Consider the following 18,613-nt stretch of genomic DNA (forward strand, 5'->3'; position numbering starts at 1 on the left):
AGCTGTGACGCCAATCCTTCGCCGCCGCCCTTCTGCTGCTCCATCCACAGGTTCAACTGATCCTCCAACGCGGACAGCAGCTGGTGAAGCTGCGGCCCGAACACCGCCTGCTGAAGCCCTCTGACACTATCAGGGGTTACCGGGAGACCTCTTTTTTCCGCAATGACAGCCGCTTCCAGCCACTCCTGCACAGGCACATTCGCCGGCTTGGCGCCCATAATCAGATTCACCTTGGCTGCCGTTTCCTTGGTCAGCGGCAGCCCACCGGCCTGCATAGCCTGAATGATTTCGAGCCCTGCCTTTGAATCGGTCAGACCAAGCGCACTCAGCGCCTCCCCCATCGTCTGCGGGAGAGCGCTGCTGCCCGCCGGAGCGGGCTTCAATACCGGCAGCCCCCGATCCCCCGGAGGTCCAACCTGCAAATTTAGTGATTGCCCCGGCTGCAGCGGCGTCTCCAGCTCTGCACGCACAGGCGTACCGTGAATTTGCACTAGCGCTTCTTTTCCCGATTCCGATACACCCAGAACAACGCCGCGGACGATCTGTCCTTCTTTCAATTCCAGTGTTTTCGCTTCTCCAGGCTTGCTGTCTCCCAGCAGTCCGCGAATCAAAGACCCAATGTTCACGCCGCTTCCTCCTGTCTTCTTATCTTCTTGCTTTTATATCGGCATCCGCCGCTATTTTTGCAAGTGAAGCGGTTTGTACTCCATTTTTACCTTGAAAAAAACAGCCCGGCTTAACAACTCACCGGACTGCCCTACATCTATATTTCTCATTTTTAAAAATCTGCTAAAATAATGTAGGCTGCTCCACCAAGATTCTCCCCAAAAAGCTGCGCCGATGCATCGGCGTCGGCCCCAGCGCTACAATCCGCTCGCGGTGAAGCTTTGTCGCATAACCCTTATGTATCGCAATCCCGTAATCCGGATACAAGTCCTCCCATAAGCCTTCGCACTGCCTGTCGCGAGTCACCTTAGCTACGATGGACGCCGCCGCGATCGATTGACTGTTGGCATCCCCTTTGATAATTGCCCGCTGTGGCAGAGAGAGATCGATCTTTTCCGCGTCAATCAGCATATAATCGGGCAGGATGCCCAGACCTTCAACCGCTTTTTTCATAGCCAGCCTTGAAGCCTGCTTGATATTGATTTCATCGATCATGGAAGAGTCCACATGCCCCACACTGACAGCCAGCGCCTGCTCCATAATTGAGTCGTACAGGGCTTCCCGTTTTTTGGCCGTCAGCTTTTTGGAGTCATCTACTCCCTCGATAATCAGACCCTCCGGCAAAATGACCGCAGCCGCAACCACGTCGCCGAACAGACAGCCTCTGCCTACCTCGTCCACTCCGGCAATGCGGCAGTAGGACTGCTCCCAGCCCTCTTTTTCATAGAACAGCATATCGATATCCATCCGTTAACCCACCTGCCAAAATTGTAATTTCCGCGGCTTATCGCCTGCTTCTTATTCAAGCTTACCACAGGCCAGCGGGCAAGGTCACTCCACTATTTATACGGATTCTTTTTCCATAGCCGCTCAGTTAACACTGCTATTGCATATACTTCTAGTTATTGAAACGCAAGGTTACGTAAAAAGTTTCTCCGCTTAAGCTACGCTCTTCCCCTTCAATGCAAAAAAAGAGCCGCCAAAATGGCGAACCCTTCATCTGCAGCGCGCTGCTATTCAATTGCTGGTTATACATAAACTGTATTGCCCCCGGAAGACCTTCTGCATTCGGGCCTGCTATTATCAAGTACACAACCCGCGCTGTTAGCCTTTGGTGTCCGGAGCCTCCAGCGTGAACCGGCCCAGCTTGCCGGCACGCAGTTCGTGCAGCAGAGTACGGGAAGCCTTCTCAAGATCCACTCTTCCTCCGCTAACCAGGCAGCCGCGCTTACGGCCCACCGCTTCCATGACCGCCACAATTTCATCCGGGTTTTCCAGATCCTCTGGAAGCTTGTCAATCCCGTAACGCTCCCGGAATCTGTCACCGTAGTCCCGCAGCAAATATTTGACCGCATAGAACGCGATGTCTTCCACATTGAGAATTTCCTCGCGAATCGCTCCGGTAATCGCCAGCCGGTAACCGACCTGCTGATCCTCGAACTTCGGCCACAATATCCCCGGGGTATCGAGAAGCTCAAGGTTCCCTCCGGTCTTGATCCACTGCTGTCCCTTCGTGACGCCCGGGCGGTCGCCCGTAGCCGCGATGTTGCGGCCGGCCATCCGGTTGATCAGCGTAGATTTTCCCACATTGGGAATGCCGACGATGAGCGCCCGCATTGCCCGCGGATTCATCCCTTTGGCGATCTGCTTGTCGATTTTTTCTTTGAGCAAAAGCTTGACCTGATCCGGAATTTCCTTGACTCCGTTACCGGTCGAGGCGTCCACGAGATGCGCGGCATGCCCCTCTCTCTTGAAAAAAGCAAGCCACTGCCGGTTCATCTCGGGGTCGGCCAGATCGCTTTTGTTCAAAATAATAAGCCGCGGCTTATCCCGCAAAATATCGTCAATCATCGGATTGCGGCTGGACAGCGGAAGACGGGCATCGAGCAGTTCTATAGCAACGTCAATGAGCTTCAATTTATTCTCGATTTGCCGTCTGGCCTTCGTCATATGACCCGGAAACCATTGTATGGTCACTGCCCATCGCCTCCTTTGAGTAAGTTATGCTAATGCTTAATCCATTCCATATCCGACACCGGCCAGAAAATTACATCGGCCCGGCCGACGATATCGCTAAGCGGAATATAGCCGATCATCCGGCTGTCTGTACTGTCGGACCGGTTGTCCCCCATAGCGAATACATGGCCTTCAGGCACGACTCCGTCCTTAATTTCCTCGTTAGGGAAGTTCTTGTTGTTGTAAAGCTGGTTGTTCTTATGCGCCTGGTCGATTGCTCCCTGTATGTAGGGCTCGTCTACCTTTTTGCCGTTTACGGTTACTACGTCGCCTTCAACTTTTACGGTATCCCCGGCTACAGCGATAACCCGTTTGATGAAATCCCTGCCTTCGGAAGGCACGTGAAATACAATAACTTCACCCCGCTGCGGGGACCGGAAGTCATACAGAATTTCATTGACGATTACCCGCTCGCCGGTATGGAAGTTCGGCTTCATGGAGGGTCCGTCCACAATAAACGGTTTGAACAACAGCCAGCGAATCAGAAAAACCAGTATTAAAGCGATCGCGATCGCTTTCACCCATTCCAACGCTTCATTCTTTTGCTTGGGTGGAACCTGCGAAGCCTGATTCTCGCCCTCGTCTTGTCCCTGCTGCAAATCCTGCTGCATAGTTCACCGTCCTCTTCTTAACCTTGACTATCCAAGGCTTTTTTATGAACCGTCTCCAAACAAGTCAAAAAAAACTTCAACCCAAAAAACCTCTGCCTCAACTTCCTCAGAAGGCTTTTTCGAAAGAAGCCTGTCCCCAGCTTTATCTATTTGTAAGGATGTCAAAATCTTAATAAACGAAAAGGGCTTGAAATCAAGCCCCTTTCCTTTGCCGCTTGGATTAGCGACGAATCTCTTTAATTCTTGCGGCTTTACCACGCAGTTCACGCAGATAGTACAGCTTAGCGCGGCGAACTTTACCATGGCGAGTTACTTCGATTTTGTCAATCTTAGGCGAGTTGATTGGGAATGTTCTTTCCACACCAACGCCGTAAGAAATTTTACGAACCGTAAAAGTCTCACTGATTCCGCCACCGCGGCGTTTGATTACAACGCCTTCGAACAGCTGAATACGTTCGCGGCTTCCCTCGATGACCTTAACGTGCACTTTCAAAGTGTCGCCAGGGCGAAAGCTCGGGATATCTTTGCGGAGCTGTTCTTGTGTAATTTCTTGCAAAATATTCATTAAGGACTTCCTCCTTCCGTACAGGTGTTCATGCCTCCTCCGGAGAAATCTTTGTTCTCCTTCATCATCCGCAGCGGACCACCGTATTCCACACAACAGAAATAATGATACCATATCAGGCCAGTGAATACAACCTATTTATGAAATTATAGGGGAAGCATATCCCGCTTTTTGGCCTTTGCTTGGCAGTCCTTGCATAAGCCGACAATCGAACCGTCATCCTGTGCATAAAAAATAAGTTTACCGTTTTTCTTTTTGCAGCTGGAGCAGGGCTGTTCATCCGTACTCTTCCGCGATTTGCGGTGCGGATCCAGCGGAATCACATTATTCTTTGGAATATTTCCTTTTTTCGTCTTCCTTATGCTCAGAACCCGGATTATAGCATAAATGACAGCGACCGCCAACAAAATCATGAGGAATACAATGTATCGCATCAGCAAGTATCCTTTCTTTTGGGGGCTTTATTTATTATTATACGGGAAGTCTTTTTTTCGAAACAACTTTTTAGGCCGATGCCGAATACTTGTAGGATGTTTGCCGGTGCAGCGGCCCGTTATCTCGATCTTCCCCAACTTTGGTCTAGTTTAGCACCAGTCTCCAGCCCCTGTTTCAATAAATTTCCATAAGATATAATGCAGTTAGTACATATTTCAGGCAGCAATTATGGGATTAAAGGGGGATAACGACTTGGGAGAAAGTATGAAGAAAGTGACAATCGCTGCCGCAATGGCGGCACTTCTTCTGGCAGGCTGTACACCGCTTCCCGGTAAGTCGGCGGACAGCGCAAGCAACGAGATGGAGACCTCGATGCGGGATATCGGGGAAGCAGCGCAGTCTTTCGGCGAGACCGTTCAGCAAAACGTCGGGGAGATAGCGGGTAGCGCCGCGAAAACGATTGAAGACACTGCGGATCATGTATCGGACCAGCTCAAGTCTGGAAGAATCACCAAAGAACTCTCCACCCAGAGTTCAGTCGGTTCGGCTTCGGCGCTTGTCCTGGATAATTCGGTAGGCGATATTGAAGTCAAGCCGGGCAGTGGAGCCGATTTAAAAGTAACCGCAACGATCATTTCTTACAATACGCTTGGCAGAAAAGACGACAGTCAGCGCATATTGGACAATGCCGAAGTATCCATTCGGGAGAGCGGCGGCGTACTGAAAGTGAACACACATCCGAAAGATAAGCCTGATACCGATTTATGGTCATGGGCAAGCAGAACATACGGCACCTCGGACTTCAGCATCTCATATGTTATTGAAATTCCCGTAAGCATTAGCCGGTATGACATTGAGGGCGATGTTGGAAAAATCAAACTTCACAAATTAACGGGCACCTATCATATCTCCAGCGATGTCGGAAGTGTGAGTATTGAGAACGCACATATTACGGGGAAATCTAGCATAAACACCGACACCGGCAGCATTTCACTTGGTATTGCCGCAATGGATCGAAGCTCCTCCCTCACAGCCAGCACTGATGTGGGCAGCATAAGCGCTACCTTAGAGCAATCGGTGAGCTGTACCCTTGATGCGGACACCGAGCTCGGCCGCGTTACAGGAGTACCCTCTGGCAAAAGCGATATAAATGGAGGCGGGCCGCTCCTCTCCCTCTCCTCATCCGTAGGTGCGATCAACGTAACGAAATAAAAAAACCGCAGCCTGCCAATGTCAAATTGGTTAGGTTGCGGTTTTTTAAGTTCAAGAAAATCGGAGTAGCGGGATTCGAACCCACGGCCTCACCCACCCCAAGGGTGCGCGCTACCAGACTGCGCCATACCCCGATATATGTAAGCCGCTAGTGTGCTTACCCTGCTAATATTATGGGTGCCCCCTACGCATTTATATGCGAAATGTCAGCGACGAATATTATTATACGGCTTATTCCCCCATTGTTGCAAGTATAAATCTAACGCAGAATTTACAGATTGGTGCAATAATTATCCGGATCATTAGGATCAGAGTATAGTGATATAAATTAATTTAAGCTGCTTTTCTTGATTGAATAGTTCTCGTGAATTTAGTGGTAAAGCTAGTTATTGATTTTTTTAGCAAAAATGCCATTACTAAAGCAATTAAAATGCAAATTAGATTATATATAAAATTGTCTATACTTAGACTTCCGCTTATTTTAGCAGTAATATGTAAAACCCTTTCATGGATCAAATATATTTCAAGACTGTGTGTGCCACAGAAAGTTAAGAAGATAAATTTTTTAATACCAAGCTCTGAAAGAGTTTGTAAAAAGGCTGCCAAAAACATACACAAAGGTAGTGTAATTAAAATAAATGGATACCAAAATAAGCCATAGTGCCATGAAAATTCATAAGATAAATACTTTATACTTACAGCTAAAAAGATCAAACCCAAAATTGCCATTACTATATTTACTATTAAATGTAGCAAGTTAGCTTTCTTACCGTTCTCAATCCAATAACCTATAAGAAATCCCATGAAAAATATTGGAATTCTTATAGTAAAAATATTTAGATAAGATAGAGGTGTTGGTGTAATAGCAATAGTTATTAGTAATCCAATAAGAATAGCCGCAGCAACTGAAATATACTTGTTTTTCGACTTAAAATAGTACATAAATACGGGTGTAAGTAAATATAGAACCAAAATTGCAGGGACATACCAATCAAATTTATTTTTAGAGTCCATCCAAAAACTTAGTGTGGTCAAATTCAAAACTACATCTGTAAGCGACATTTCACCAACATACCAATAAAGGAGACAAATAATAAATACAAATATCATATAAGTTGGAATAATACGCAGTAGTCGTCTCTTATAAAATGTTATAACGTTATTGTCTTTCTGACACGAGAAGTATAATCCCAAACCAGATAGCATTAAAAAAATATCTACTCCTCCATATCCGATTGTTTTAAATGTATTAATAATTGGAAAAGAGGAGGTATTAATAGTAGAGTGAAAAAATACAATCCATAATATGGCTATCCCCATCAGTTGAGTACGGTATGTACTAATTAACTTATAATTAAAATATTTCATAAAATACCTCCTTCAGAACTGATATATTAATAATAATAATACAAAATACCCTTTATTTATATCAACATTTCACAAGATTTATGATATCCCCAATATTTGCACACCACTATCTCCCTCCCCGTTAAAATGCTAAAAAAATATTTAGAATTATATAGATATTTCAGTACTGCTGTGCTATACTGTCCCTACAAGGAAAGGAGGTGCGTTCACATTAATAATGACATGTTGAACGTATCCCTTACCCGGACCATTGGCTAATGAATCGGCTTTTGGTGGCGCGGGATACGGATCATGAAAGTTAAGCGCCTCGGGTAGAGACCGTCTTCGGACGGTCTTTTTTCATTTGCTTACCATTTTGCAAAATGCTCTGTATTTCTGCCCATTTATCTATTTGGCTAATAACGCAGAGAACCACACAATCCGTGAGCCGAAGCTCATAGATTGAGTGGTTCTCTTGGAAAATATCTCTCTGCATGGATGGCGATAGACTCCTAGCAGGTTGATTGGATAGGTTTTGCTCCCGCCCCTCAAGGGATGAGGAACTTCATGATTTTCGGTTCTTGTAGAAGTCGATAATATCGCTGACCGTGCGGAGCGGCTCCGCCTCTTTGCGGATCGGGTTCGTATCCGGCTTGAAATCTTCATGTGACTTCGTTGTCATTTCAAAGTTCATCCTTTCGCTGGTTAAGCCTTTTCTATATTTTACGGCGTCTTACTTTATTACCCAAAAATCCAGGTAATGACACCTTAATAATATATGGCTCTATCGAACTTTTTATGACGGCTAATTGCATTTCATCCCAACAAAAAAGGCGTCTTTTAACTTATTTGTTAAAAAGACGCCTTCTGTTCTTCACTACGGCTGCCGCTGCAAGTCTTATTTAATTCCGTTTTCAATCGTTCCAGCAGCTTATGGTCTTTCGGTGTAAGCTCAGCCTGCTCCAGCAGCTCGGGTCTGCGCTCCAGCGTCCGTTTCAGCGACTGCTCCCTCCGCCATGCTTCGATATTGGCATGATGGCCGCTCAGCAGCATATCCGGCACCTTCCAGCCGCGAAACTCAGCCGGACGCGTGTAATGCGGATACTCCAGCAGTCCCGTACTGAACGAATCGGTCACCGCAGAGGACTCATTCCCAAGCGCTCCCGGCTGTAAACGGACTACCGCATCGATAACCGTAAGGGCGGGCAGTTCTCCCCCTGTCAGCACATAGTCACCGATGGACAGTTCATCCGTAACCAAATGCTCGCGGATACGCTCGTCATAGCCCTCGTAATGGCCGCAAATAAAAATGAGATGCTTCTCCTTGGCTAACTCCTCTGCGATTCGCTGGTTGAAAGTGCGGCCTTGCGGACACATGAGAATAATACGCAGGTTGGCACTCTCCTCTTGAGCTATACTTATCGCTTGGTCTCCTGAATCTGACCGTCCCTCGAGATTGTCCAGAAGATGCTCCACCGCGGCAAAAATCGGCTCGGGCTTGAGCACCATGCCGCCTCCCCCACCATATGGGGTGTCATCGACGCTGCCGTGCTTATTGTTCGCATAGTCGCGGAAGTTCACCGCATTCAGCCGGGCGATGCCTTTTTCCCGCGCCTTACCCAAAATGCTCGTCCCGAATACACCTTCACACATTTCCGGAAACAGCGTCAGCACATCGATTCGGATCATGACAGCAGTCCTTCCATCAGCTGAATCTTCACCCGCTTGCTTTGCACATCGACATCAAGAACTACGTCGTCAATAACAGGAATCAGAATATCCTGGCCTTTGGGACGTCTGACAACCCATACATCATTGGCTCCCGGTGTCAAAATCTCGGAAATGACACCAAGCGGCGCGCCTTCCGCTTCAGTCGTATAGACCTCACAGCCGATAATATCGTGAAAATAGTACTCGTTCTCCGGCAGTTCCACGCGGTCGCCCTCTGTAACTTTGATCAGGCTGCCTTTATATTTTTCCACCTGGTTAATGTCGTTATAGCCCTTCAACTTCACGATATACATTCCCTTATGCTCGCGTGCCGCCTCTACAGTGACCTCAAGCCGCCCCTTTCCATCTTCCTGAATAATGAGCAGCTTACCCCCCGGAGCAAACCTCACCTCGGGAAAATCGGTCCGGGACAATATTTTGATTTCACCGCGAATCCCGTGGGTATTGACCAGCTTGCCTACCGTTAACAGCGATTCCGTCATGCCATTCACTCCCTAACGCTTCAGCTTTATATGTTTAACGTTCCCCGGCGTAACAAGCCTATGCTCCGCAGGGGCGCATCTTATGTCTCTTAATTAGACAAAAGGAGCCGGAATCCAGCGATCCCCAGCCCCTCTTTTGAATGGTCACCGATCAGGATAAAATATCCACGGTGACGCGCTTATCGCTCTTGACTGCTGCCGATGTAACGACTGTCCGGAGCGCTTTGGCGATTCGCCCCTGCTTGCCGATGACCTTGCCCACATCATTGGGATGAACGGACAGTTCATATACAATCAGATGATCCTTCTCCACGGTCCGTACCGTTACATCTTCCGGATGATCCACTAAAGCCTTAGCAATAACTGCAACTAATTCTTCCATAGAGGACCCTCGCAATCATCAGTCATTATTTCGCTTGCTTCGACTCATGGAACTTCTTCAACACACCCGCTTTGCTCAGCAAGTTGCGAACCGTGTCGGATGCTTGCGCACCGGTTTGAAGCCACTTGAGCGCTTTTTCCTCATCGATGTTCACTACTGCCGGTTGAGCAACCGGGTTATAGTAACCAATTTCCTCGATAAAACGACCGTCACGAGGAGACCGGGAATCGGAAACCACTACACGATAGAAAGGCGCTTTATGAGCACCCATACGTTTCAGACGAATACGTACTGCCACGAAATTCACCTCCTTCAAAGAGTTTCGATCCCTCCCAAACCCTCCCTTCCAAGGGAGGGCCCCAAGGGCTGCCGCCCTCTGGACACCCGCTAATGGCAATTAGCGTTGGCGTTAGGACTGGCTGGACCTTGGATGGTTGGGTAATGATCGCTTTCCGTCCCTGGCGGGACACGCTTAACAGTGAATCTATCTAGTTACGGGTTGAACCCCAAAAGCTAACTGCCAAAGATTAAAGAGAGTTGATCAACCTATGTTATACAATGGTTAATCTCAGACTAAAAGACTAAGGGCGGATTAACCTATGTTGTACAATGGTTAATCGTACCGCAAAGATCAAAACCTGATCAACCTATGTTGTACAATGGTTGATCCAAACAAACCGGTTTAGCGGAAAGGGAACTTCATGCCTTTACCGCCGAGCGCTTTGAGCTGCTTCATGGCGTTCTTCTTGGAGGCTTTGCCTCCGCCCATTCCGCCCATCATGCCGGAGAATTGCTTCATCATCCGGCGCATCTCATCAAACTGCTTGATCAGCCGGTTCACCTCGGCGAGCGAGGTGCCGCTGCCGGCGGCGATGCGCTTGCGGCGGTTGTGGTTGATGATCTCGGGCTGGCTCTTCTCCTGCTTCGTCATCGAATGCACGATCGCTTCGACGCGGCCCATCTGCTTGTCGTCAACCTTCAAATCCTTCATGCCCTTGGCTTTATTCATGCCCGGGAGCATATCGAGGATCTGATCGATCGGGCCGAGCTTCTTGACCTGATCCATCTGCTCCAGGAAGTCGTCGAACGTAAACTCCGCATTGCGCATCTTACGTTCCATTTCCTTCGCCTTGTCGGCGTCGATGTTAGCCTGCGCCTTCTCGATCAGCGACAGCATGTCGCCCATGCCGAGTATCCGCGAAGCCATCCGCTCCGGATGAAACGGCTCCAGCGCGTCGATCTTCTCGCCGAGAGCGGCGAACTTGATCGGGCAGCCGGTTACGGCCTTAACGGACAAGGCGGCGCCGCCGCGGGTATCGCCGTCAAGCTTCGTTAACACAACGCCAGTCAGCTCAAGCTGCTTATTGAAGCTGTCGGCTACGTTCACGGCGTCCTGACCGGTCATAGCGTCGACAACGAGCAGCACTTCATCCGGATTCACAGCCGCATGAATCTGCTTTAGCTCTTCCATGAGGTCTTCATCAATATGCAGGCGGCCGGCGGTATCGATAATGACATAATCGAGATTGTTATCCTTGGCATGCTGCAGACCCTGCTTGGCGATCTCCACCGGGCTCGTCTTGTCGCCCAGCGTGAACACCGGCGCCTTGATCTGCTCTCCGAGCACCTGAAGCTGCTTGATCGCAGCGGGACGGTAGATATCGCCGGCTACGAGCAGCGGACGGTGATTTCCTTTTTGCAGCAACTTCGCCAGCTTGCCGGAGGTCGTCGTCTTACCGGCGCCCTGAAGGCCCGCCATCATAATAACGGTCGGCGGCTTGTTCGCCTTGGCCAGCTTCGCCTGGCTTCCGCCCATCAGTTCCGTCAATTCCTTGTTCACGATATCGATGATTACCATGCCCGGCGTGAAGCTCGACATCACTTCTGTACCGATGGCCTTCTCCTTCACCTTCGCTACAAAGTCCTTAACGACCTTAAAGTTAACATCCGCTTCGAGCAGCGCAAGGCGCACCTCGCGCATAGCCTCGTTCACATCATCCTCGGACACCTTGCCTTTGCCGCGCAGCTTGCTGAACACGCTCTGCAGTCTTCCGGTTAATCCTTCAAATGCCATAGGCTGCTTTCTCCCTTCAGCTACTCCAGCTTCTCCAAAGAATCCACAATATCCGCAAACCGCCGTTTGTACGGCTCAAGCAGCGCTCCATCCTGCGGCAGTCTGCGCAATTCTTCAAAATACCGGGTACGGCTCTCATGCTTCGCCAATAACCCCAGCTTATTCTCATAATTCTCCAGCACCTGCTCGGCGCGCTTGATATGCTCATAGACGGCCTGGCGGCTGATCTCGAATTCCGCAGCGATTTCTCCAAGCGAGAAATCGTCATGGAAATAATATTTCAGAAACGTCTGCTGCTTATCGGTAAGCAGCGGCTCGTAAAATGCGAACAATAAGTTAATTCGGTTGGTTTTCTCTAGCCGGCTACCCTCACTCATCAAGGGCACTCCCTTCGTCAAGGAAAAACACTTTACACCATTTCAACGTTCCTTATAATACATAAAACAAAGAAAGATGTCAAGCATTTTTGCTTGTCATCTTTATCTTTGTTTTTACCCGGACAAATGGGCCAAAACGCCGGACGTCAGCGGATCGGCAGCAGATACAGCAGCACCGCGAAGAAATGCGTCACGCTGCCCAGCAGCACGAATACATGCCAGACGGCATGATGGTAAGGAAAGGCCCGCCATACATAGAAAATGGTGCCAAGGGTGTACAGAATGCCTCCCGCCATCAGCAGAGCCATCCCGCCCTCTGCCACGGCAGCCGTAAGCGGCGCCCAAGCAATCACGATCAGCCAGCCCATGGCGATATAAAAAATCGTCGACATGAACAAAAACTTTTTCGTAAAGAAGGCTTTGAACAGAACTCCGAAGAAGGCGATGCCCCAAATAACGCCAAACAAGCTCCAGCCCAGCGTACCGCGAATGGCAACCAGCAAGAAAGGAGTATACGTCCCTGCGATAAACAAATAGATGGAGGAGTGGTCGAAGAACTCGAACAGATCTTTTAGCTTGCCTTCCTTCAGGCTATGTACGATCGTCGAGTTCAAATAGAGCAGCAGCATTGTGGTTCCATAGATGGAGAAGCTGACGACATGCCAGGCCGTTCCCCACATACTTGAATAAACAATGAGCAGGACAAGCGCGGCCACGCTAAGTACGGCTCCAATGCCATGCGTTATGGCGTTTGCGACTTCTTCCCTGCGACTGTAAGTGTAGGTATTCGCCATATCCCGTCTCCTTCCGTACACGTTTTTCTTCTATTATATCCCTTTGGTAAATGGTAATCCACTGACCCCAGGGCTATTCAGGCTGTTCCAAACGATAGATTTCACGATATTTTGCTTCCAGGTAATCTGCCAGATAATCGGGATTCAGCGGTTCGCCGGTTACCCGTTCGATAATTTGCGCTGGTGTCTGGCTCATGCCGTAGCGGTAAATTTTGTCCGTAAGCCATTCCTTGATCGGCAGCAGATTTCCCGAAGACACCAGGGAGTCGAACTCCGGCAGCTCTTTACGGATCGTATTCAGAATTTGCGCCGCATACATGTTGCCAAGCGAATATGAAGCGAAATAACCGAAATCCCCGCCCGACCAGTGCACGTCCTGCAGTACACCCAAGCTATCGCTCGGCGGCGTGATGCCAAGATACTCCTTGTACTTCGAGTTCCACACCTCCGGCAGCTCCTTGACGGTGAGCCCTTCATTAAAAATAAGCTTCTCGATCTCATACCGGATAATGATATGCAGATTATAGGTCAGCTCGTCAGCGTCAATGCGGATCAGCGAATTCTCCACCCGGTTAATCGCCCGGTAGAAGTCCTCCGCCTTCACATCCTTGAAGGTTCCCGGAAAATGCTGCTGCAAATCTCCGTAATACCGTTCCCAGAACGCACGGCTGCGGCCGATCATATTTTCCCATAGTCTGGATTGGGATTCGTGAATGCCCATTGATGCGCCCTGCGCAAGCGGTGTGCCGACAAGGGCCTTATCGATATTTTGCTCATACAGCGCATGTCCGCCTTCATGCAGAGAGCTGAAAATGGAGCTGGTCACGTTATCCTGCGGGTAATTCGTTGTAATGCGGACATCCCCTGGATTCAGTCCCGTGGCGAAAGGATGCACGCTCTCGTCCAACCGTCCCGCTTCAAAGTCATAGCCCATCTGCTGCAAAATAAAGAGTCCGAACTTCTCCTGCTCTTCTTTGCCGAAAGTTCCTTTTAGAAAGTCCGCATCAGGCTTGTGTGGCGAAGCCGCGATTTGCTCGGCCAATGGCACAAGGCGGCTGCGCAGGCGGTTAAAGATCCCGTCGAGCTTCTCTACCGTCAGGTCAGGCTCATACATGTCCAGCAGCGTGTCATAACGCGTACCTTTCACGCCCCAATATTCGATGAATTCCTGTTTGAAGGCGACGATCCGGCTGAGCAAAGGCTCAAAGGAAGCAAAGTCGTTATTTCCCTTGGCCGATTCCCACATCGTCTCCGACTGGGCGGCCAGCACGGCGTATTCCTCGTATTTTTCCGGGGGAATGCTCTTGCTGCGCTCGTACTCCTTCTGGCAGTCCTTGACGATTTTCTTTTGCACGTCAGTTAGCTGGCTCGTGGCCTCCGGTCTGCTAAAATATTCCGTGAACCGCCCCATCTCCGGCAAAGTTTCCAGCTTGAACAGCTCTCCGCTCAGCATACCGATCGTCTTCGACCGGACTTCCACTCCCTTGCGGGGTGCGCCCGTCCGCAGATCCCAATGCAGCAGACCGATCGCCTCTCGGTATCCGCTGATTTTGGCTAATAAAATGCTGAAGGCATTCCATTCCGCCTGTAATTGTTGTTCCATTCATGTCACCGGCTTTCCGTAATTTCGAAGCTACTCTTGATGATACTTTTTTAAGTGCGTATAATCAACTTCGGAGCGGATTATCTGAGATTTGAAGAATCGTTCCACCGCTTACGTTGTGATACAGTAAAAAGGAGCGTGAACTGCAATGAAAATTCAGGTGACGCCGCTTGCTCTACAGAGACTGAAGGAACGCCTGGGCAGCGAGCCGGGAACATTCAAGCTCTTTTACGATACAGTTGACTGCGGATGCGACGGCATCAATGTGCTGCTGATCTTGGACAAGCCGGATACCGGGGACTTACCTGTCGAAGCGGGCGGTCTGCCTGTAGTCGTTGGAAACCAGCATGAGATTTTTTATGAGGAACAATTGAAGCTGGACGCCGATGAGAATACATCTTCCTTTAAACTGAGCAGCGACTCACAGCTTTATGGACAAAATATTTTGGTACGCGATATGCGGGGCCTAGAGGGGACCCGGCCTGAACCGGCTTCCGTCTGCGAAGTTCCTTCCCGTTCATAAATAACTTAGGAGGTTCCGCCATTATGAGTCAAGTCTCCGATATTTTGAAATTCAACGAAAAATTTGTGGAAAATAAAGAATACGAAGCCTATCTGACAAGCCGGTTTCCCAATAAAAAGCTTCTCATCATCACCTGCATGGACACGCGGCTTGTGGAGCTGCTGCCGAAAGCAATGAATTTCAGGAACGGTGACGTCAAAATCATTAAAAATGCCGGCGCCGTCATTTCCCAGCCCTTCGGCAGCGTCATGCGCAGTGTGATGGTTGCCCTGTACGAGCTCAGCGCGGATGAGGTCATCGTCGTCGGCCATCACGGCTGCGGTATGGCAGCGCTGAACGCCGAGCATATGATTCAATCGATCAAAGAGCGCGGGATTTCGGATGAGGTTCTGTCTACTTTGGAAAATGCGGGAATTAAGCTTAACAAGTGGCTTAAAGGGTTTGACAGCATTGAGGAAGGGGTAATTCAAACTGTGGAGCTGATTAAGCATCATCCGCTGCTCCCCCCGGGTGTTCCCGTTCACGGCATGATTATGGATCCGGCTACCGGTGCACTGGAGCTTGTCTCGGATGGGTACACCAGTATTTGACATCTCTCAAAACTGCTTTTGCGCGGGTACTGTACCCGCGCCTTTTTTTTGCGGAGATCTAACGTTCCGATCCTAAATACTCGAACAGCATCCGGTAATATCCATCGGTGTTCGGCGTAAAATCCCCCAGACTCACCACCCTTTCCTCCGACCTCGCAAGCTGCGCCTTCTCATCCCAGACAATCCCCTTGATTTGAAGAGCTTCTATTTCTCCTCCAACCAACTGCCGGAATTTCGGAATGTCTACAAAGAACAACCCGGAAATTTCATCCCGCTGGAAGTAATATCGCTCCAATTCCTGATCGCAAGTATAAAGAAACACATGGCTAAACTCCCTGTCGATCAGTCCGTCCGATAGAATACTCTCCTCAGCAACCGTCCCGCAATAGACCAGTTCTTCGAACGGGACGTTCAGCCCGAGTTCCTCCCGCAGTTCCCGGACTCCGTCTTCCACCGTTTCTCCGGCCTGAAGATGTCCCGCGCATGAAGTATCCAGCAGTCCCGGAAAAGTATCCTTGTTCCTGTGTCGCAGCTGAAACAGGAGGCTTCCGCCTTCACCCTTCGAGGGATGGACGACCCAGCAATGGAACGTTTGATGCCACAGCCCTTTGGCATGCGCATTTTCCCGGCTGTCGCTTCCGATCCGGACCATCTTTTCATCAAAAATATCAAACATTTCAGATGACGGCATTTCTTTACCTCCCTGGAAGGATAGATGATGGATTTCCTTTTTTTGAATATTTTTAAGTATCGCAGCACAGACTATCCTTTGTCCACTGTTTAGCGGAAAGTATTTTTGCCATTTATTTAAAAAATAAGTATAGAAAAATGGAACCATTCAGACAAGTCTCCGTATTACCGGGTAGGCACACAAAACTTTTAGGAGGTCAGATTTATTAATGAAATTCTTAAAAAGCGCAATGATGATTGTTATGGCCTTTACTCTCTTCTTCGCGGCAGCGGCCCCGGATTATGCGGATGCGCGGCGCGGCGGGGGCGGCTTCAAATCGGGAAGGCAGGGCTACACGACAACGCCGAATAAATCGACACAAGGCAATGTAAATAGAAGCGACAGTACCAAAGGAACGACGGCCGGAACGACGGCAGGCACGGCTAAACGCGGATTTTTCAGCGGCGGCAGCTTCATGAAAGGGATGATGATCGGCGGTCTGGCGGGTCTGTTGTTCGGCGGCTTGTTCGGCGGTATGGGCGCTTTTGGCAACATCCTCGGCTTTGCGGTTAATATGCTGGCGATCTATCTGATCGTTATGCTCGTCCTTTCCTTCTTCCGCCGCAGACAGCAGCGCCGCAAGTTTGACGAACGTGGTGGACGTTACTAATGTCCGCAACCGTCCTCCGCATGGATGAGATTATCAACGCTATTTGCCTTCACATGGCCGAGCGCAAGGGCGTTAAGGCAACGGATGTGCAGGTGGAACTCAGTTGGGACGAAGAGACCGGCTATACCGCCGAAGTGTGGATACAGGGCCGAAGCCAGTATCTCGTTGAAAGCAATATGATTGAAGCGATTCTGCGCTATCTTCATTCCGAGTACAATATCCGCGCTTACCGCGAGGATGTAAGACTGGAGCTGGACGAAGAGATTACGGCCGTCGTCAATGTGTAAGTAAGTATAGATAGGTTGAAAGGCAGACCGGGAATTTTCCTGCGTCTGTCTTTTTACTTACCTTTGTAGAAAAAGAGCGTTCGACAGCCCTTCCGGCTGCCGGGCGCTCTTTTTGTGTTATTCACTTTAGAGCAGCGAAATAGCCAGCAAATTGTACAGCACCAGCGGCAAAATGGCGCTCCCTACCGGACTGACCGGGTAGTAATAAGGATAAGGCGGATAATACGGATTGTAAAATCCTCGCATCGCAGCCCCAGACGCCGGTACTGTCAGATAGAGATGGCCCTCGTCGATACCCGAGATCATGCCCTCGTGAGTCACCCCGTCGATGGTTTGAATCCTTACTTTCCGGTTAATGTGGGGCTTTAAAGAGCCATGCATCGATTCACGCACTTTTTTTACATGGTGGAGCGAGGTGGGATCAGCTTGATAAATCAGGGTTTGCGGTCCGGAATAGGTTGACATAAGCTCATACCTTTCGTTAGCTGGATTTTGCTTTAGTGTATGCGTTCGCCTATCCCGGGGTGCTGCCCACAAAGGCTATATAATGTGTTAAAAATGTCACTGACAATTTAGATAGAATTGACCATCATATCAATAATGATAATCATTATCAATCAATGAGGAGGTTTTTTCATGTCTCTGCTGTATTGTTTGCTGATTTCGGCCCTGCTTTGCCAGTTTCCAAAGTTCATTCAAAAAAATCGTGTTGCTCTCTACACCTTAGCCACAATAATTACAATCGTCGTCACCACCTACGAGATGATCCGGCTTATTAACGGCTTTCAGCTGCAGGGGTTCATCCGAGAATTGGAAAGAGCCGTCTCGCATGGCGTCATCTCCATTGCTTTTTTCATTCCCGTAATGTTTGCCGGCGCTCTTAACAGCCGCTGGAGCTATACCCGAAAGCTGATGTCCATCCGCGCCCCGCTTGCGATCATTGCTTCAATTCTCATGCTGGCCCATGGTCTCGTGTACCTCGTCAGATTCCTCGTAAGAGTTTCTTCCATGCTCAGCTCCGATGAAACCTCGATGCTCAGAAAGACTTTCTACCTAAACTACTCCTTAATCGGCATTATCGCTCTTGTGGTGATGATCCCTTTATTCATTACGTCCTTCAGAAAAATGCGGAGCCGGATCGGGGGCACAAAGTGGCGTAAAATCCAGCGCTGGGCGTATCTGTTCTATCTGCTGGCCTACTTGCATGTGCTGCTGATCCTTATCATGGATAAAGATACGGATTGGCTGAGACTGGTGCTGTATACGGGAATTTTCGGCTCCTACACCATTTTGCGTTTGATGAAATATAAAGCAGCGAGTGTCATGTCACAGGCCAGAGTATCTAAGGGAGTAAGGACTGCCGAATGACCTTTAACAATAGTTAGAGAGCGAATCATAACGAGAAAAAAGGGAGCCGCAGCTCCCTTCTTCGCTTTTACGTTCCGGTTACTTTGTTTCCTTCACCTGTTTGACAAAAAGCTCACGCACTGCCTCCACGCTCGTAATCGGCTCTTGGCAGGCAAAATCACGGCAGACATACGCGGTGGCGTCCCCGCCAATTGCCGGCTTATCCTTCAG

General features: G+C 49.2%; 21 protein-coding genes, 1 tRNA gene and 1 pseudogene. 6 read left to right on the forward strand and 17 right to left on the reverse strand.

Annotated features, from left to right (window positions below; translation table 11 throughout):
• The 5 genes and pseudogenes from L691_RS29070 to rplS all read right to left on the reverse strand — a co-directional run.
• A pseudogene (locus L691_RS29070) lies at nucleotides 1–626 on the reverse strand (hypothetical protein); the annotation flags it as partial.
• A 163-nt stretch (nucleotides 627–789) separates the two neighbouring features.
• The gene (locus tag L691_RS0115270) at nucleotides 790–1,413 is read right to left on the reverse strand and encodes a ribonuclease HII (RefSeq protein WP_051459381.1); all 624 of its coding nucleotides are present in this window, start codon (nucleotides 1,411–1,413) and stop codon (nucleotides 790–792) included.
• Between the two features lie 357 nt (nucleotides 1,414–1,770).
• Entirely contained in the window at nucleotides 1,771–2,643 is an 873-nt protein-coding gene (ylqF, locus tag L691_RS0115275) for a ribosome biogenesis GTPase YlqF (protein ID WP_025691341.1), read from the reverse strand.
• Nucleotides 2,644–2,672: 29 nt separating this feature from the next.
• Nucleotides 2,673–3,293 (reverse strand): signal peptidase I, encoded by a 621-nt coding sequence (gene lepB / locus L691_RS0115280; RefSeq protein WP_025691342.1) that lies wholly within the window; start codon nucleotides 3,291–3,293, stop codon nucleotides 2,673–2,675.
• 220 nt (nucleotides 3,294–3,513) lie between these two features.
• The gene (gene rplS, locus L691_RS0115285; protein WP_025691343.1) at nucleotides 3,514–3,858 is read right to left on the reverse strand and encodes a 50S ribosomal protein L19; all 345 of its coding nucleotides are present in this window, start codon (nucleotides 3,856–3,858) and stop codon (nucleotides 3,514–3,516) included.
• A 699-nt stretch (nucleotides 3,859–4,557) separates the two neighbouring features.
• Here rplS and L691_RS0115295 point away from each other — a divergent pair.
• The gene (locus tag L691_RS0115295; protein WP_156934250.1) at nucleotides 4,558–5,505 is read left to right on the forward strand and encodes a DUF4097 family beta strand repeat-containing protein; all 948 of its coding nucleotides are present in this window, start codon (nucleotides 4,558–4,560) and stop codon (nucleotides 5,503–5,505) included.
• Between the two features lie 60 nt (nucleotides 5,506–5,565).
• On the opposite strand, the gene L691_RS0115300 is transcribed toward L691_RS0115295, so the two are convergent.
• From L691_RS0115300 to L691_RS0115355, 10 genes are all read right to left on the reverse strand, one after another.
• Nucleotides 5,566–5,639: transfer RNA gene (locus L691_RS0115300), tRNA-Pro, on the reverse strand.
• Nucleotides 5,640–5,838: 199 nt separating this feature from the next.
• Nucleotides 5,839–6,873 (reverse strand): acyltransferase family protein, encoded by a 1,035-nt coding sequence (locus L691_RS0115305; protein ID WP_025691346.1) that lies wholly within the window; start codon nucleotides 6,871–6,873, stop codon nucleotides 5,839–5,841.
• Nucleotides 6,874–7,704: 831 nt separating this feature from the next.
• Nucleotides 7,705–8,538, reverse strand: a complete 834-nt coding sequence (gene trmD / locus L691_RS0115320) for a tRNA (guanosine(37)-N1)-methyltransferase TrmD (protein ID WP_025691347.1) — start codon at nucleotides 8,536–8,538, stop codon at nucleotides 7,705–7,707.
• Entirely contained in the window at nucleotides 8,538–9,065 is a 528-nt protein-coding gene (rimM, locus tag L691_RS0115325) for a ribosome maturation factor RimM (RefSeq protein WP_025691348.1), read from the reverse strand. Before rimM ends, trmD begins: the two co-directional genes overlap by 1 nt.
• 151 nt (nucleotides 9,066–9,216) lie before the next feature.
• Nucleotides 9,217–9,447, reverse strand: coding sequence for a KH domain-containing protein (locus L691_RS0115330; protein ID WP_025335405.1), 231 nt, complete (start codon nucleotides 9,445–9,447; stop codon nucleotides 9,217–9,219).
• Nucleotides 9,448–9,472: 25 nt separating this feature from the next.
• Nucleotides 9,473–9,745 (reverse strand): 30S ribosomal protein S16, encoded by a 273-nt coding sequence (gene rpsP, locus L691_RS0115335; RefSeq protein WP_025691349.1) that lies wholly within the window; start codon nucleotides 9,743–9,745, stop codon nucleotides 9,473–9,475.
• Nucleotides 9,746–10,129: 384 nt separating this feature from the next.
• Nucleotides 10,130–11,521: a signal recognition particle protein gene (gene ffh, locus L691_RS0115340; protein WP_025691350.1), complete on the reverse strand. Its 1,392-nt coding sequence runs from the start codon at nucleotides 11,519–11,521 to the stop codon at nucleotides 10,130–10,132.
• Nucleotides 11,522–11,541: 20 nt separating this feature from the next.
• Nucleotides 11,542–11,898, reverse strand: a complete 357-nt coding sequence (locus L691_RS0115345) for a putative DNA-binding protein (RefSeq protein WP_025691351.1) — start codon at nucleotides 11,896–11,898, stop codon at nucleotides 11,542–11,544.
• A 146-nt stretch (nucleotides 11,899–12,044) separates the two neighbouring features.
• Nucleotides 12,045–12,692 carry a PAQR family membrane homeostasis protein TrhA gene (gene trhA / locus L691_RS0115350; protein ID WP_025691352.1) on the reverse strand — a complete coding sequence of 216 codons (648 nt, stop codon included), beginning with the start codon at nucleotides 12,690–12,692 and terminating at the stop codon, nucleotides 12,045–12,047.
• Between the two features lie 73 nt (nucleotides 12,693–12,765).
• On the reverse strand, nucleotides 12,766–14,295 hold the full coding sequence (locus tag L691_RS0115355) for a carboxypeptidase M32 (protein WP_025691353.1): 1,530 nt from the start codon (nucleotides 14,293–14,295) through the stop codon (nucleotides 12,766–12,768).
• A gap of 148 nt (nucleotides 14,296–14,443) precedes the next feature.
• Here L691_RS0115355 and L691_RS0115360 point away from each other — a divergent pair, with 148 nt between their 5' ends.
• Nucleotides 14,444–14,818: an iron-sulfur cluster biosynthesis family protein gene (locus L691_RS0115360; RefSeq protein WP_025691354.1), complete on the forward strand. Its 375-nt coding sequence runs from the start codon at nucleotides 14,444–14,446 to the stop codon at nucleotides 14,816–14,818.
• 23 nt (nucleotides 14,819–14,841) lie between these two features.
• Nucleotides 14,842–15,408 carry a beta-class carbonic anhydrase gene (locus tag L691_RS0115365; protein WP_025691355.1) on the forward strand — a complete coding sequence of 189 codons (567 nt, stop codon included), beginning with the start codon at nucleotides 14,842–14,844 and terminating at the stop codon, nucleotides 15,406–15,408.
• A 58-nt stretch (nucleotides 15,409–15,466) separates the two neighbouring features.
• Here L691_RS0115365 and L691_RS0115370 read toward each other — a convergent pair whose 3' ends face one another.
• Complete coding sequence (locus L691_RS0115370; protein WP_025691356.1) at nucleotides 15,467–16,099, reverse strand: NUDIX hydrolase; 633 nt, start codon at nucleotides 16,097–16,099, stop codon at nucleotides 15,467–15,469.
• Nucleotides 16,100–16,307: 208 nt separating this feature from the next.
• Between L691_RS0115370 and L691_RS0115375 the strand changes: the two genes are divergently transcribed.
• Nucleotides 16,308–16,748, forward strand: coding sequence for a hypothetical protein (locus L691_RS0115375; protein ID WP_025691357.1), 441 nt, complete (start codon nucleotides 16,308–16,310; stop codon nucleotides 16,746–16,748).
• A complete protein-coding gene (locus tag L691_RS0115380) occupies nucleotides 16,748–17,035 on the forward strand; it encodes a YxcD family protein (RefSeq protein ID WP_025691358.1) in 288 nt (95 codons plus the stop codon). Before L691_RS0115375 ends, L691_RS0115380 begins: the two co-directional genes overlap by 1 nt.
• 126 nt (nucleotides 17,036–17,161) lie before the next feature.
• Here L691_RS0115380 and L691_RS0115385 read toward each other — a convergent pair whose 3' ends face one another.
• Nucleotides 17,162–17,500: a hypothetical protein gene (locus L691_RS0115385; RefSeq protein ID WP_025691359.1), complete on the reverse strand. Its 339-nt coding sequence runs from the start codon at nucleotides 17,498–17,500 to the stop codon at nucleotides 17,162–17,164.
• 171 nt (nucleotides 17,501–17,671) lie between these two features.
• On the opposite strand from L691_RS0115385, the gene L691_RS0115390 reads away from it, so the two are divergent.
• Complete coding sequence (locus tag L691_RS0115390; RefSeq protein ID WP_025691360.1) at nucleotides 17,672–18,403, forward strand: ferric reductase-like transmembrane domain-containing protein; 732 nt, start codon at nucleotides 17,672–17,674, stop codon at nucleotides 18,401–18,403.
• Nucleotides 18,404–18,613 lie beyond the last annotated feature (210 nt).

Origin of the sequence: Paenibacillus zanthoxyli JH29, assembly GCF_000520715.1 — a bacterium.
Taxonomy (GTDB): Bacteria; Bacillota; Bacilli; order Paenibacillales; family Paenibacillaceae; genus Paenibacillus_AQ; species Paenibacillus_AQ zanthoxyli.